The sequence below is a fragment of the Streptomyces sp. CC208A genome, from assembly GCF_030010625.1.
Taxonomy (GTDB): Bacteria; Actinomycetota; Actinomycetes; order Streptomycetales; family Streptomycetaceae; genus Streptomyces.
Window position 1 is genome coordinate 32845 of record NZ_JASCXN010000020.1, and the last position, 15158, is coordinate 48002.

Sequence of the window (15158 nt, forward strand, 5' to 3'; positions counted from 1 at the left end):
GACACGAGGAAAACCGTTGCTGCGAACGGGTGGTCCGCCGGGCGACCCCACCCCCCACGGGAAGGACGCCCGGCGGACCGTCGTGGTCAGCGCACGTCGTAAGCGCGGACCACGGTCTGGGTGACGGAGTTGCCGTTGGCGTCCGTCAGTTCGGCCTTCAGGGTGACCGGCTTGCCCGTCGCGCCCGCGTGGTTCACGGTCGCGATCCACTCGCCGTCCGCCTGGGTGACCCGTGCCTCGGTCCAGGTGCCGCCCCCGTCATAGGAGTACGAGAGCGAGGCGGAGGCGAGAGCGCCGACCTTGTATCCGGCGTGACCGGTGGCGCCGAGGCGGATCCGCTGGCCGTCGGTGGCGGCGAGGGTCTTGAGTCCGTCCACCGGCAGGTCGTACCGGGGGAAGAGGATCGGGATGCTCTGAGAATAGACGGTCTCGTCGAGCCGGGAGGTGAATTTCCAGATCGACCGCACCGAGGTGGAGCGGGCCCAGTTCCGGTTGCCGATCTTCATCGTGTTCTGTTCGAGCTCGTAGGTGCCGGGCTCGGCGGGCACCTCGAAGACTCCGAAGGGCCAGCCGGTCTCGCCGATCGTCTCACCGTCGCGGCGCAGCCGCAGGTTGCCGATGTCGCCGAAGGAGCCGGGCTCGGCGTGGTGCGAGCCGTCGCCCCACATGGCGTTCGCGAAGCCGATGAGGTCGCCCTGCCGTTCGGCGACGAGGACGGGCGCGCCGCTGTCGTCGCGCGGGGCGGTGGGGACGATGATCCCGTCGTACCAGTGTTCGGTGCGCCGCTCGCCGGGGGTGTAGGCGTGCCGGTCGCCGACCATGAGCTCGCCGAAGGGGAAGCTGCTGCCGGTCAGCTGCTGCCAGACGGTGTCGCCGGGCGTGTAGTACTCGGTGCGGCTGCCGGGGGCGGGGACGGTCTCCAGGCCGCCGAAGCCGACGGCGACGCCGTTCGGGCGGTACGCGGCGGGGAAGTTCATGAAGTCGGCGGCGATGCCGGCCGAGCCGTAGGAGACGTCCGAGCGGCCGAGGCGGGCGTCGCGGACCCGGTGGACCCGGTCGCGGTCGATCTCGTCGGTCTCGGGGAAGGCGAGGCTGTAGACGTACGGGGGCTTCGCGGTGGCCTTCCAGTGGAGGGTGACCTCGCCGGCGGCGAGCCGGTCGAGGAGGGCGTCGGCCTCGGCGGCGGGGACGGCGAGGGCGGGCAGGCCCGCACCGGTGAAGCCGGCGCTCGGATACCAGCGGGCCGCCGACCGGTGGTGGGTGAGGACGCCGATCGCGCCGGCGGCCTTGGCGTCGCGGGCGAGGGCGGCGACGCCGGTGGTGTCGTCGGGGAGGCGGACGAGGGCGAGGCGGCCCTGGACCCCGGCGGCCTTCAGCTCCTCGGGGGTACCGGTGCCGGCGTCGACGAGCGGGGCGGAGCCGGTGCCGTCGAGGTTGTCGGAGCCGGTGGAGGCGGTCACCGGGTGGAGGTCGAGGCCGTCGCCGGTGCGCAGGGAGGTGATCTGCGGGGCGGCTGCGCGCCAGTAACTGCCGGACTCGAAGGAGCCGTCGCGTGCCTCGCCCTCGACGGAGGCGTAGTAGGCGCGGACGGTACGCGGCCCGGCGGCGGTCCCGGCGTGCAGCCAGGTGTCGTCCCAGGAGCGGGCGAAGGCGAGGGTGGCGCCGCGGAGTTCGGACGGCCGGTCGGTGCGGACCGAGAGCCGGGCGGCCTCGCGGGCGTCGAGGACGACGGTGGTGTCCCTGGTGAGTTCGAGCTGCGGCCGGGCCAGGTGGGTGAGCGAGTCGGTCAGTGTGGCGCCCTCGCCGGGGTCGGGGGTGGTGACGAAGGAGGTGAGGAAGTAGCTGCCGGGGCGCAGGCGGTAGACCTGGTCGGTGGCGCCGGCGTTGAAGCGGCGTTCACCGGTGGCGGTGTCGGTGCCGATGACGTCGAGCGAGGAGGCGCCGGCGGCGGGCTCGCCCTGACGGTCGATCAGCTTGACGCGGAGGGTGACCGTCTCGGGTTCGACGTAGAGGGAGAACGGGGTGGAGACGTGGACGCCGCCGGGGCCCGTGGCGACGATCCTGCCGGTGACGTCGCCGTACTGGGCGCGTTCCAGGCGGGCGGCGGGGTCGAGGGCGAGCGGGACCCCGACGGTGGCGCCGGCCGGGACGGTGACGGTGCGCCTGCCGAGGCGGGCGACGGTCGACCGGACGGCGGAGCCGTCGTTGCCGGTGACCTTCTCGACGGCGAGGTCGAGGGTGACCGGGGCGTCGGAGGTGTTGGTGTAGGGGACGGTGACCGTGGTGCGGTCGCTCCTGTCCTGCGGCCAGGAGAAGGTGCCGCCCTGGACGGCCGGGGCGGAGAGGACCGTCTGGTCGACGGCGGCCTTGACGTCGAGCCGGCCGCCGCCGGTCTCCCGGACGTCGCCGGGGATGCCGGTGTCGGCGGAGGAGACGAGGGCGGCCTTCACCTGCTGTGCGGTCCAGTCGGGGTGACGCTGCTTCAGGATCGCCGCCGCCCCGGCGACGTGCGGAGTGGCCATCGACGTACCGGACATCGACTGGTACGCGTAGACGCCGCGGCCGCCGGCCGCGGCGGCGGAGATGGAGACGCCGGGGGCGGCGATCTCCGGCTTGAGGGTGTGGGCCCCGTTGGGCACGGGGCTGCGGCTGGAGAAGTACGCGGTGGAGTCGTCGCGGTCGGTGGCGCCGACGGTGAGGACGCCGGGCGCGCAGCCGGGCGAGGAGACCGAGTTGAGGGACGGGCCCGAGTTGCCGGCGGCGACGACGAACAACGTGCCCTTGTCCTGGGCGAGTTGTTCGGCGGCGGCGGCCATCGGGTCGTCGCAGTCGGTCTCGTACGGGTTGCCGAGGCTCATCGAGACGACGTCGGCGCCCTGGGCGACGGCCCATTCCATGCCGGCGATGATCCAGGAGGTGGCGCCGGAGCCGTGGTCGTTGAGGACCTTGCCGTTGAGGAGCCGGGCGCCGGGGGCGACGCCCTTCTTCTTCCCGCCGCTGGCGGCGCCGGTGCCTCCGACGGTGGAAAGGGTGTGGGTGCCGTGGCCCCCGCGGTCGGCGTCGGTGTCGGAGTCGGTGAAGTTCTCCGAGGCGACGATCCGGCCCTGGAGGTCGGGGTGTTCGGCGTCGGCGCCGGTGTCGAGGACGGCGACCTTGGTGCCGGTGCCGTCATAGCCGGCGGCCCAGGCCTCGGGGGCGTGCACCTGTCCGGTGGAGCGCTCCAGGGCGGCCTCGACCTTGCGGTCCAGCCACAGCTTCTCGATGGCGGCGGAGGCGGAGCGGGCGGCGGGGGCGGAGACCTCGGACCAGAAGGTGGCGGCCTGCTTCTTGTCGGCCTGGAGGGCGACGCCGTCGATGACCTTGAGGACCTGGCCGCGGCGGGCGCCGCGCGGGGCGGCCGGGGCGGTGCGGGCGGTGGCGCCGGAACCGTAGACGGCGATGAGCGGCAGGGTGGTGGTGGAGGCGTCGTCGTAGCCCTGGCGGACCAGGCCGGTGACGTTGAAGAGCTCCTCGTCGACCAGGTCGGCGGCGAGCGCCCCGGCGGCGGTGTCGGGGTACACGTAGAGGTCCCGGCCGGAGCGGCGGGTCTGGACCACCGGCACGGTGCCGTCCTCGCGGGGCAGCACGGTGGCGGCGGGGTCGCCCCGCCCGTCGCGGCTCACCAGGACGCGGTCGCCGGTGACCAGGGTCACCGTGGCGGGCCTCCCCCGGCCTTCGGCCGGGGGTACCCCCATCTCGCTTCTCCCCCAGCCTCCGGCCGGGGGGACCCCCATCTCGCTTCTCCCCCAGCCTCCGGCCGGGGGGACCCCCATCTCGCTTCGCTCGCCGGTGCGGGCCTGGGTCTCGCTGCCCGTCAAGGGGCGTTCGGCGGACCCGTCGGCCGGCGGCTGGGCCGCGATGGACGGCAGGGCCCCGGTGACGGCCAGGACGGCGGCGGCCGCCGCCCCCACGGCCGTACGCGAAATCGGACGCATCGCTCTCCCCATCAGAATCCGGACAACAGGCGCAAGTCACCTGTATCCGGAGGCGGTTGGTGCTGCGGTGGCGCCACATTGGCAGAGGTGAGGGCGGTGCAGGGATGATGGGCGAGGCGGGAATGCGCCGTGGCCGATTCCCGCCAGGTCACCAACGGAACGAGTGCCTCCGGAGAACGCGCGCGGAATGCGGAATTTCGTGTGTGGTCCGCCGGCGGCACGGCGAGGGGCGGGAACCGATGCTGGGAGCGATAGGACTGGACGAGCGGCAGGAGTCCGCCTACCGGGCGCTGATCGCGCTCGGGGCGGCGGAGGTCACCGACCTGGCCCACCGGCTGTCCCTGCCCGAGCGGGACACCGAACGGGCGCTGCGCCGCCTGGAGGCGCAGGGTCTCGCCGCCCAGTCCTCGGCGCGCACCGGCCGCTGGGTGGCGGCGCCGCCCGCGGTCGCGCTCGGCGCGCTCCTCACCCAGCAGCGGCACGAGCTGGAGCAGGCGGAGCTGGCGGCGGCGCTGCTGGCGGAGGAGTACCGGACGGAGGCGGCCGAACCGGCCGTGCACGACCTGGTCGAGGTGGTCACCGGCGCGAGCGCCGTCACCCACCGCTTCCTCCAGCTCCAGCTCGGCGCGGCCGAGGAGGTCTGCGCGCTGGTCACCGGCCGGCCGCTGGTGGTCTCCGGCCTGGAGAACGACGCCGAGGAGCTGGCCGCCGGGCGGGGCGTGCGCTACCGGGTGGTCATCGAGCGCGAGGTGCTGACCCTCCCCTCCGGCCTCCTCGAACTGACGGCGGCGCTCGGCCGCGAGGAGCAGGTCCGGGTCGTCGACCGGGTGCCCACCAAGCTGGTGGTCGCCGACCGCAACCTCGCGATGGTCCCCCTCACCGGCCGGGGCGTCGAGCCCGCCGCCCTCGTGGTGCACGCGAGCGGCCTCCTGGAGTCCCTGATGGGCCTCTTCGAGTCGGTGTGGCGGGAGGCACTGCCCCTGCGGCTCGGCGCGAGCGCCCAGATCACCGAGGAGCAGGCCCCCGGCCCCGACTCCACCGACCTGGAGATCCTCTCCCTGCTCCTCGCGGGCATGACCGACGCGAGCGTGGCCAAGCAGCTGGACCTCGGTCTGCGGACGGTCCAGCGCCGGGTGAAGGGCCTGATGGAACTGGCCGCGGTGACGACCCGCCTCCAGCTGGGCTGGCACGCGTACGAGAAGGGCTGGGTCGCCCGGCACTGAGTTCGTGCGGCACCCGCCGTCCACCCCATCGGCGCTCGCGACCTGCGGGAACACCACGGGTGGGGGAGGCTGGGCGGGTGGGTGTGTGGCAGCTCCTGATGGTCGCGACGGTCATGCTGCTCGGCCTGTTCGGGGTCCTCGCGCCCGGCGTGCCGGGTACCTGGCTGGTGTGGGCCGCGATGCTCTGGTGGTCGCTGCACGTGCAGACCGGCCTCGCGTGGATCCTGCTCGTCTCCTCGACCGCGCTGCTGCTCCTCACCCAGGTGGTGGTCTGGCAGCTGCCGCCCCGCCGGTTCCGGGGCGTGGGCCTGACCCGCCGGACCATCGGGTACGCGGGCGCCGGCGCCCTCCTCGGCTTCGTGCTGCTGCCGGTGCTCGGCGCGGTCCCCGGCTTCGTCGGCGGCATCTACCTCTCCGAGCGGCTCCGGCTCGGCGGGCACGGCCAGGCCCGTGCCGCGACCCGCGCGATCATGCGGGCGGCGGGGACGAGCGTGCTCGTCGAGCTCTTCGCCTGTCTGCTGGTCGTGGGGGCGTGGGCGGGCGCCGTCATCCTGGGCTGATCTCCAGGTACCGTCGGGCGTACGACCTCCAGGGCGCCCACTCCGGCGCGTCCGGGCCGTCCGGGGCGGGGACGTCCGGATCGCCCAGGGAGCGGGTGCGGATCAGGGCGGCGGTCCGGGCGTCGACGCCGGGTACGGCTCCGAGGACGCGGGCGGCCTCGTCGCGGTCGGCGCCCGGGTCGAGGCGGAGGGTGCCGTCGGCGAGGGCGCGGGCGAGGGGCCCGGCGACGGGGTGGGCGGTGAGGTCCGCCGGGGCGGGGAAGAGGGCGCGGAGCGTGCCGTCGGGTGCGGCGAGCGGCGTACCGAGCTCCGCGAGCACCCGGGCCGACCCGCCGGGACCGAGAACGACCCGGAGGGCGTACTCCTCCGGCTCCGCGGCGCCCGGCGACCGGACGCCCGGACGGGCGGCGACCCGGGCGGCGAGGCGGGGGTCGGCGCCGAGCCGTTCGGCGACCGCGTACGGGTCGGCGTCGAGGTCGAGGAGGCGGCGCAGCCGGTGCACGGCGGTGGTGAGGTCGCGCAGTTCGGCGAGGTGCAGCCGGGCCTCCAGCCAGCCGCCGGGCGCCCGTTCGTCGACGGCGACGACGCCGGGGCCGTACGGCAGCCGCAGGGTGCGCCGGTAGGTGCGGGCGCCGGGCGGCCCGGTGACCTCCTCGACGCCCGGCAGGGCCTCGGCGGCCAGCAGGTCGAAGACCTCGCGGGCGGCGTACGGCCCCCGGTACGCGAGCCGCAGCGGCACGCCGGAGGCGTCGCCGGGCCCCGGGCCGCCGGGCGTCTCGGCGCGCAGCCCGCTCGGGGTGCGGGCGTACACGGCCCGGATGGTGTCGTTGAACTGCCGGACGCTGCTGAAACCGGCGGCGAAGGCGATCTCGGTGACCGGCAGGGTGGTGGTCTGGAGCAGGACGCGGGCGGTGTGGGCCCGCTGGGCGCGGGCCAGCGCCACCGGTCCCGCGCCCAGCTCGGCGGTGAGCTGGCGCTGGACCTGGCGGGTGCTGTAACCGAGGCGGACGGCGAGCCCGGGGACGCCCTCGCGGTCGACGACGCCGTCGCCGATCATCCGGACCGCCCGTCCGACGACGTCGGCCCGGACGTTCCACTCGGCGGAGCCGGGCACCGCGTCGGGGCGGCAGCGGCGGCAGGCGCGGAAGCCGTGGCCCTGGGCGGCGGCGGCCGTCGGGAAGAAGGCGACGTTCCGCCGCTTGGGGGTGACGGCGGGGCAGCTGGGCCGGCAGTAGATGCCGGTGGTGCGGACGGCGAAGAAGAACTCCCCGTCGAACCGCGCGTCCCTGCTGCTCACCGCCTGGTAGCGGGTGTCGCTCTCGTGGTCCGGTTCCGTCATGCCCCCAGTGTGCGGCGGCGGACCGCCGCCCACTGGCGGGATTCGGACACGGCACTCCCCCGGGCCGGAGCCGCTACCGCAGCCGCCCCTCGCGCTTGAACGCCATGGCGGCGCGCCCCGCGGCGCCCTTGCGCTTCCAGTCCTTGCGGATCTCGCCCCGCAGCCGGGCGTCGGTCTTGGCGACCAGCCGCTGGTTCTCCCGGAGCAGCTTGCGGTAGCTCTCCAGGCGGCGGACGGAGAGGGAGCCGTCCTCGATCGCCGCCGCGACCGCGCACCCCGGTTCGGACTCGTGGGAGCAGTCGTGGAAGCGGCACTCGGCCGCCAGCTCCTCGATCTCCGCGAAGGTCTGCCCGACCCCGGCCTCCGCGTCCCACAGCCCGACGCCGCGCAGTCCCGGCGTGTCGATGAGGACCCCGCCGCCGGGCAGCACGAAGAGGTTCCGGGTGGTCGTGGTGTGCCGCCCCTTGCCGTCCACGTCGCGGGCCGCCTGCACGGTCATGACGTCCTCTCCGACGAGCGCGTTGGCGAGGGTGGACTTCCCGGCACCGGAGACCCCGAGGAGGACGGTGGTGCCGCCGGAGACGACGGCCCTGAGCACCTCGACCCCCTCCCCGGTGGCCGAACTGAGCGGTAGCACCTCGACGCCGGGCGCGACCCCCTGCACGTCCTCCACCAGGTGGGAGAGGACGACCGGGTCGGCGACCAGATCGGCCTTGGACAGGACGACGGTCGGCCGGGCCCCCGACTCCCAGGCGAGGGCGAGGAACCGCTCGATCCGTCCGAGGTCCAGCTCGACGGCGAGCGAGACGGTGATGACCGCGTGGTCGACGTTGGCCGCGAGGATCTGCCCCTCGGACCGCTTGGAGGAAGTGGACCGGGCGAACGCGGTCCGCCGCGGCAGACAGGCCCGTACGTACCGGGGGTCGCCGGCCTCCTCGGGGTCGACGGCGGCCCAGTCGCCGGTGCAGATCACCCGCAGCGGATCGTGCGGGGTGACGAACGCGGTGTCGGCGCGCACGACGCCCCCGGGGGTGGCGACGTCGCACTGGCCCCGGTCGACCCGGACGACCCGGCCGGGGACGAGCCCCTGGGCGGCGTACGGGGCGAAGCTCTCGGCCCAGCCGGAGTCCCAGCCATGGGCGTCGAGAACGGAGGAAGAGGAAGAAGAAAGAGAGGAAAGCGGGAAAGACAAGGGGAACCCTTCACAGGGGTGGCCCCGGCCGTGCGGTGATCCGGTCGTGCGGATCCCGGTGGTTCGGTGGTGGTCAGCCGGTGGCCACGGAGGTGATGTGGACGAACTTCCGCGTGCGGGCAAGGCCCTTCGTGACGACAGCCATCGGTCACACCTCCTGTGTCCTGTGTCTCTCCTGAACGACGCCGGTCACGATAGTCCCCGCCGTCCGGGTGGCGCCAACGGTTTTTCGCGCGCGGTGTCCGATCCGTACAAGACGCCCCCGGGCGGGGCTCGTAGCGTCGGTGGCATGAAGACACCTCGACTCGATCTCATCGGCCTGGTGGTCGCCGACATGGCCGCCTCGCTCGCCTTCTACCGGCGTCTGGGCCTCGACTTCCCGGAGGGCGCGGAGGGGGCCCCGCACGTGGAGGTGGTGCTGCCCGGGGGGCTGCGACTGGCGTGGGACACGGAGGAGTCCGTCAGGTCCTTCGACCCCTCGTACCGGCGGGCCGGGGGGAGCCGCGGGGAGCTGGCCTTCCGGTGCGGTGCGGCGGAGGAGGTGGACGCGGTGTACGCGGAGCTGACCGGCGCCGGGTACACGGGGCACCTGGAGCCGTGGGACGCCGTCTGGGGGCAGCGGTACGCCGTCGTCCACGACCCGGACGGCTACGGGGTCTCGCTGTTCGCCGACGTCCCGGCCGCCACGCGCGCGTAGGCGGCCGGTGTCGTGCCCGCCAGTGCGCGGACGTCGCGGGTCAGGTGGGGCTGGTCCGTGTAGCCGGCACGGGCGGCGGCCTCGGCGGGCGGGAGTCCGGCCCTCAGGAGGGCGAGGGCGTGCTGGAGGCGGAGGATCCGGGCCAGGGTCCTGGGGCCGTAGCCGAAGGCGTCCAGGGAGAGCCGGTGGAGGCGGCGGACGCCGAGCCCGAGGGCGTCGGCGGTCTCGGCGACGGGGCGGCCCGCGCGGAGCCGGGCGGCGACCGCGCGGGGCAGCGGGTCGGCCGGTCCGGCGTCGGCGGCGCGGCGGAGCGCGTACGCCTCCAGGGCGGCGGCCGGGTCGGGGGCGGTGCCGATCCGCCCGGCGAGGCGGCGGGCCGGGGCGGCGCCCCACAGGTCGGCGAGGTCCACCCGGCGGTCGCGCAGCTCGCGGGCCGGGACGCCGAGGAGGCGCGGGGCGTCACCGGGGGCGAAACGCAGGCCGGCGTAGCGGGCCACGGCCGTCTCCGGGCGGTACGCGCGCGTGTCGGCGCCCGCGACGAGGAGGCGGCCGTCGGCCCAGATCAGGTCCATGCAGCCGTCGGGGACGACGAGGGCGTCGGAGACCACGGGGGCCGGTGCCGTCCGGGTCCACAGGACGGCACCGTCGAGCCGGGCGGGACGCTCCTCGTACACCGACTCCCCCGGCCTCTTCGGTACTTCGCCGGCCCCCGGCCCCCTCAGTCCTTCTCCCAGCCCGTGTGGAGGCGGGCCTTCACGTCGTCCGGGGGGAGGAACTTGGACCAGCGTTCGGGGAACTCGGAGGGCATGTCGGGGTCGTCCTCGTCGACGTCGTCGGCCTCCGCGCGGATGCGGGCGACGAGTTCGGCTGCCTGGGCGGCGCGGGCGCGTTCGTTGGCCTCGCGGGCGGCGGCGGTGGCCACGGAGGGCCAGACGCGGTCGATGGCGGCGTTGACCGCCGCGCCGACCAGGACCGCGAAGGCGGAGACACCGATCCACAGGAGGATGGCGATGGGGGCGGCCAGGGAGCCGTAGATCGTGGGGCCCTCGACCTGGCTCGTCAGGTAGATCCGCAGCAGGAAGCTGCCGAGCACCCACATCGCGAGGGCGACGAGCGCGCCCGGGATGTCCTCGATCCACGGGGATCTGACGGGGACGGAGACGTGGTAGAGAGTGGTGAGGAAGGCGATGGAGAGCAGGATGACGGCCGGCCAGTAGAGGACGGCGACGAGGTCGGTGCCCCAGGTGACGAGTTCGACGACCCGGTCGGGGCCGACGACGGCGAGGGGCAGCACCACCGCTCCGATGACCAGCGCCACGATGTAGAGGAGGAAGGCGAGGAGCCGGGTCTTGACGATGCCGCGGTGGCCGTCGAGGCCGTACATGACGGTGATGGTGTCGATGAAGACGTTCACCGCGCGGGAGCCGGACCACAGGGCGATGGCGAAGCCGAGCGAGATCAGCTCGGGCCGTTTCGCCTGGGTGATGTCGTCGAGGATGGGCTGCGCGATCTCGCGGACGCCCCGGTCGGAGAGGACCGTGCCGGCGGCGCGGAGGATGTTCTCCTCGATGCTGGCGACGGTGTCGGTGTTGGTCCACTCGTCGGCGTAGCCGAGGAGGGCGATGAGACCGAGCAGCAGGGGTGGCAGGGACAGCAGGGTGAAGAAGGCGGCCTCGGCGGCGAGGCCGAGGACCCGGTACTCGATGCACGAGTTGACGGTGTCCTTGAGGAGCAGCCAGACCATCTTCCGCTTGGAGACGTTGCGGTAGAGGACGCGGGCCCGGTGCAGCCTGCTCCAGGGGCGCCGCTCCGGCTGGTCGGGTGTTTCGCTTGCTGCCTGCACCTGCTTACCGTATCTGCATGACAGCGGGCTCCCACACCGTGGCCAACCAGCCTCCGCCCCTGGTGGGGTACGACGTCTTCGGCTGCGACCGGGCGCTCTCGGAGGCGGTCGCCCGCCATCTGCCCGGGGAGCTGCTCGACCCGGTCCGCGAGGAGCTGACGGCGCTCGGCCGGGCGACGGGTTCGGAGCAGGTGCGGGAGTGGGGCGAGCAGGCGAACGCCTTTCCGCCGCGGCTGCGGACCCACGACCGGTACGGGCGGCGGATCGACGAGGTGGAGTTCCATCCGGCGTGGCACCGGCTGCTCGGCAAGTCGGTGGCGGCGGGGCTGACGGACGCGTGGGGGCGGCCGGGCGGGCACGTGCGGCGCGCGGCCGGTTTCCTGGTGGCCACCCAGGCGGAGGCCGGGCACGGCTGTCCGGTGTCGATGACGCACGCGGCGGTGCCGGCGCTGCGGGCCGAGCCGGAGGTGGCGGAGGTCTGGGAGCCGCTGGCGGCCTCCCGCTTGTACGAGCGCGAGCTGCGGCCGGCCGCCGGAAAGGCGGGCGTGCTCCTCGGGATGGGGCTGACGGAGAAGCAGGGCGGCAGCGACCTGCGGACGGTCACGACGTCCGCGCGGCCGCTGGCGGCGGCGGGCGAGTACGTCCTGACCGGGCACAAGTGGTTCTGTTCGGCGCCGATGTCGGACGCCTTCCTGGTGCTCGCCCGGGCGCCCGGCGGCCTCACCTGCTTCCTGGTGCCGCGGGTGCTGAACGACGGCTCCCGCAACGCCTTCGCGCTCCAGCGGCTCAAGGACAAGCTCGGCAACCGGTCGAACGCCTCGGCGGAGGTGGAGTTCGACGGCACGACGTGGGCGCGCCGGATCGGCGAGGAGGGGCGCGGCCTTCGGACGGTGATGGGGATGGTGGCGGCGACCCGGCTGGACTGCGTCCTCGGCTCTGCGGCGCTGATGCGGCAGGCGGTGGCGCAGGCCGTGCACCACGCCGCGTACCGCTCGGCCTTCGGCGGTCCCCTCGTCGACAAGCCGCTGATGCGGAACGTGCTCGCCGACCTGGCGGTGGAGTCGGAGGCGGCGACCGTCCTCGGGATGCGGCTTGCGGCGGCGTACGACTCCGGTACGGAACGGGACCTGGCGCTGCTGCGGATCGCGGTGCCGGCGGCGAAGTACTGGGTGACGAAGCGGTGCGTGCCGGTGGTGGCGGAGGCCCTGGAGTGCCTGGGCGGGAACGGGTACGTGGAGGAGTCCGGGCTGCCTCGGCTGCTGCGGGAGTCGCCGCTGAACTCGGTGTGGGAGGGCGCCGGGAACATCCAGGCGCTGGACGTGCTGCGGGCGCTGCGGACGGAGCCGGCGGCCCTTGACGCGTATCTGCGGGAGGTCGGGGAGGCGCGGGGCGCGGACCCGCGGCTCGACCGGGCGATCCGCGGGCTGCTCGCCGAGCTGGCCGACCTGGAGGGGATCGAGGCGCGGGCCCGGCGGCTCGCGGAGCGGATGGCGCTGGTCCTCCAGGGGGCGCTGCTGGTGCGCTGGGCGCCGCCTGAGGTCGCGGACGCGTTCTGCGCGGGGCGGCTCGGCGGGGAGGCGGGCGCGGCCTTCGGCACGCTGCCGCACTCACTGGACCTGCGCGCGGTGGTGGAACGGGCCCGGCCCGCGGCGTGAGGACGCGGGCGGGCGGGACGGCGGGGAGGCGGGCGCGGGCTTCCGCATGCCGCCGCCCACTCCGGATCTGCGCGCGGTGGTAGAGCGGTGCCGACCCGCCGCGTGAGGACGCGGGCGGGCGGGACGGCGGTGGCGGGGGCCGCCGGAGGTCTGGCCGCGCGTACCAGGGGTGGGCCGGGCGTCCCACGGGGGTGGGGCGGGGGGCCGGCACGCGCGGAAGGCGGGGGTGGTGCTGCGCCGACACGGCACCACCGCCCGCCGTCACCACCCTCACCCAGGGGGGCGGGACGGGGCCAGAGTTGCAAAGGGTTGCAGGATTACCCGAACCGGGCTCCACGGAGGGCTCCGGGACGGCACGATGGACCCGCGACACCGCGACACCGCACGCCGCGGCCGGGGACGATCCCCCGAACGGGGCCGTACGGCGCTCATGAGACTCCGGTCATCCGCCCGGACATCTGCAGAACCGATACAGCACACCGGGTGGCGGGGAGGAACCGATGAACAACACACGGCTCGACATGAAACGGCTGTCCACCATGGACGCCGTTCAGGCGGCCCGTCTCCTGCACCGCGTCCGCGAGGAGACCCTGGCGGGGCGGACGCCGCCGATCGCCCCCCGCCCCGAGATCGACGCCTCCTGGCGGCGGATGGCCCGGCTCGGCCTCGACCCCGACCAGGGCACCAGCAGCGTGCTGCTGCGCCGCGACGAGCTGGAGCACCGGCGGCGCTCCACCCTGCTCGCCGAGGTGATGCAGACCCTCAGCTCCGGCCTCGCCGGGATCGCCGACGCCTCGCTCCAGATCATGGTGGTCACCGACGAGCACGGCCGGGTGCTGTGGCGGGAGGGCCACCGCGGGGTGATGCGGCAGGCGAACGGGATCTGCCTGGAGGAGGGGGCGGCCTGGACGGAGCACGCCACCGGCACCAACGCGGTCGGCACCGCGCTCGCCACCCGGCAGGCGGTGCAGGTCCACTCCGCCGAGCACTACGTGCACACGCTGCACAACTGGACCTGCGCGGCGGCGCCCGTCCACGACCCCCGGGACGGGCGGCTGCTCGGCGTCCTGGACGTGAGCGGCCCGGCCTCCACCTTCCACCCCTCGATGCTGGCGCTCGTCGGCTCGGTCGCCCGGCTCGCCGAGGCCGAGCTGCGCGAGCGGCACCGGGGCTCGGTCGAGCGGCTGCGGGCGGTGGCCGCGCCGATCCTGTGCCGGGTGGGCGGGCGGGCCGTCGCCGTGGACGTCCACGGCTGGACGGCGGCGGTGACGGGGCTCGCGCCGATGGACCGGATCGCGCTGCCGAAGGGGCTGGGCGCCGGCCGGGTGTGGCTGCCGTCGCTGGGCCTGTGCACGGTGGAGCCGCTGCCCGGCGGCTGGCTGCTGCGGGTCGAGGAGGACACCGCGCCGGCCGGTACGGAGTCGGGGGCGGCGAGCCGGGTGGTGCTGGACCTGAGACGGCCGCGCCGCTGGACGGTGGCGGTCTCGGGGGCGGCGGGGAGCTGGCAGCAGGAGCTGAGCCCGCGCCACGCGGAGCTGCTCTATCTGCTCGCGCTGCACCCGGATGGGCGGACGGCGGCCGATCTGGCGGAGGACGTGTTCGGGGACCGGACGAGGACGGTGACGGTCCGGGCCGAGATGTCCCGGGTGCGCCGCACCCTCGCGGGGGTCCTCGCCCACCGCCCGTACCGCTTCCGCGAGGAGATCGCGGTGGAGGTGCGGCGCCCGGAGGACCCGGCCGACCTCCTGCCCCACTCGGCGGCCCCGGCGATCCGGGCGGGCAGCCGGGTCTGAGGCGGAGCTGTCCACATGTTGGACAGCCCGTCCGGCGGGAGGGTTGGAGGGCCCGGGAGGACCGGAGGAGCCGGGAGGACCGGAGGGCCCGGGAGGACCGGAGGGCCCAGGGGAACCGGACCGCTCTGGGAATCCCGCGCTCCGCATGATGCGATAGAAGGCATGAGCATCACTCTCACCACCTGGTCCCTGGAACAGACCTCGCCCGACGACCTGCGTCCGGCCCGAGCCCCCGAGGGCGGGGACGTCGTCGTCCGCCGGGCCGAGGTCCCGTCCGCCGAGTTCAGCCGCTTCCTCTACACCGCGGTCGGCGGTGACATCCACTGGGCCGACCGGCTGCCGCTCACGTACAAGCAGTGGAAGGAGATAGCGGAGAAGCCGGGCGCCGAGGTCTGGGTGGCGTACGACCGGGGGACGCCGGCCGGGTACGTGGAGTTCGACCCGCAGGAGGACGGGGTCGTCGAGATCGTCTACTTCGGCCTGATCCCCGCCTTCCGGGGCCGGGGCATCGGCGGCCACCTGCTCACCGAGGGCGTCCGGCGCGCCTGGGACCTGGCCGAGCGCTGGCCGGACCGGGAGCCGACGAAGCGGGTGTGGCTGCACACCTGCTCGCTCGACGGCCCGCACGCGATGGCCAACTACGAGCGCCGCGGTTTCCGCCTCTTCGACACCAAGGTGGAGACGGCCGAGGAGGGCGGGACGCCGGGGCCGTGGCCCGGCGCGCACGCCTGACCTCCCGTCGGTTCGCCGTGAAAGGGCCCTGATCGTCCCGATCAGGGCCCTTTCCGCGTGACCCAGACCACACTGTCTCGTGCTATGAGACTTTCCTGTCCACATAACGGACGTTGCTGGACTGGGTCCAAAGTCCCGTGACACGCTTCC

General features: G+C 74.7%; 11 protein-coding genes. 6 read left to right on the top strand and 5 right to left on the bottom strand.

The window, feature by feature from the left end; genetic code table 11:
* Positions 1-86: 86 nt before the first annotated feature.
* Positions 87-3974: a S8 family peptidase gene (locus tag QK442_RS21550; RefSeq protein WP_282695644.1), complete on the bottom strand. Its 3888-nt coding sequence runs from the start codon at positions 3972-3974 to the stop codon at positions 87-89.
* A 239-nt stretch (positions 3975-4213) separates the two neighbouring features.
* Here QK442_RS21550 and QK442_RS21555 point away from each other — a divergent pair, with 239 nt between their 5' ends.
* Together QK442_RS21555 and QK442_RS21560 are read left to right on the top strand one after the other, a co-directional pair.
* On the top strand, positions 4214-5197 hold the full coding sequence (locus QK442_RS21555; protein WP_282695645.1) for a helix-turn-helix domain-containing protein: 984 nt from the start codon (positions 4214-4216) through the stop codon (positions 5195-5197).
* 77 nt (positions 5198-5274) lie between these two features.
* A complete protein-coding gene (locus QK442_RS21560) occupies positions 5275-5757 on the top strand; it encodes a DUF456 domain-containing protein (protein WP_282695646.1) in 483 nt (160 codons plus the stop codon).
* On the opposite strand, the gene QK442_RS21565 is transcribed toward QK442_RS21560, so the two are convergent.
* Positions 5744-7096, bottom strand: coding sequence for a DNA-3-methyladenine glycosylase 2 family protein (locus tag QK442_RS21565; RefSeq protein ID WP_282695647.1), 1353 nt, complete (start codon positions 7094-7096; stop codon positions 5744-5746). The two genes, QK442_RS21560 and QK442_RS21565, sit on opposite strands and share 14 nt — an antisense overlap.
* A 73-nt stretch (positions 7097-7169) precedes the next feature.
* Positions 7170-8288 (bottom strand): ribosome small subunit-dependent GTPase A, encoded by a 1119-nt coding sequence (gene rsgA, locus QK442_RS21570; protein WP_282695648.1) that lies wholly within the window; start codon positions 8286-8288, stop codon positions 7170-7172.
* Positions 8289-8577: 289 nt separating this feature from the next.
* On the opposite strand from rsgA, the gene QK442_RS21575 reads away from it, so the two are divergent.
* On the top strand, positions 8578-8985 hold the full coding sequence (locus QK442_RS21575) for a VOC family protein (protein WP_282695649.1): 408 nt from the start codon (positions 8578-8580) through the stop codon (positions 8983-8985).
* On the opposite strand, the gene QK442_RS21580 is transcribed toward QK442_RS21575, so the two are convergent.
* Both QK442_RS21580 and QK442_RS21585 read right to left on the bottom strand, forming a co-directional pair.
* The gene (locus QK442_RS21580) at positions 8937-9659 is read right to left on the bottom strand and encodes a helix-turn-helix transcriptional regulator (protein WP_282695650.1); all 723 of its coding nucleotides are present in this window, start codon (positions 9657-9659) and stop codon (positions 8937-8939) included. The two genes, QK442_RS21575 and QK442_RS21580, sit on opposite strands and share 49 nt — an antisense overlap.
* A gap of 44 nt (positions 9660-9703) precedes the next feature.
* Entirely contained in the window at positions 9704-10828 is a 1125-nt protein-coding gene (locus tag QK442_RS21585) for a YihY/virulence factor BrkB family protein (protein ID WP_282695651.1), read from the bottom strand.
* Between the two features lie 17 nt (positions 10829-10845).
* Between QK442_RS21585 and QK442_RS21590 the strand changes: the two genes are divergently transcribed.
* From QK442_RS21590 to QK442_RS21600, 3 genes are all read left to right on the top strand, one after another.
* Positions 10846-12483, top strand: coding sequence for an acyl-CoA dehydrogenase family protein (locus QK442_RS21590; protein WP_282695652.1), 1638 nt, complete (start codon positions 10846-10848; stop codon positions 12481-12483).
* Positions 12484-12983: 500 nt separating this feature from the next.
* Positions 12984-14276 carry a helix-turn-helix domain-containing protein gene (locus QK442_RS21595; protein WP_282695653.1) on the top strand — a complete coding sequence of 431 codons (1293 nt, stop codon included), beginning with the start codon at positions 12984-12986 and terminating at the stop codon, positions 14274-14276.
* A 162-nt stretch (positions 14277-14438) separates the two neighbouring features.
* The gene (locus tag QK442_RS21600; RefSeq protein WP_282695654.1) at positions 14439-15008 is read left to right on the top strand and encodes a GNAT family N-acetyltransferase; all 570 of its coding nucleotides are present in this window, start codon (positions 14439-14441) and stop codon (positions 15006-15008) included.
* Positions 15009-15158: the final 150 nt, after the last annotated feature.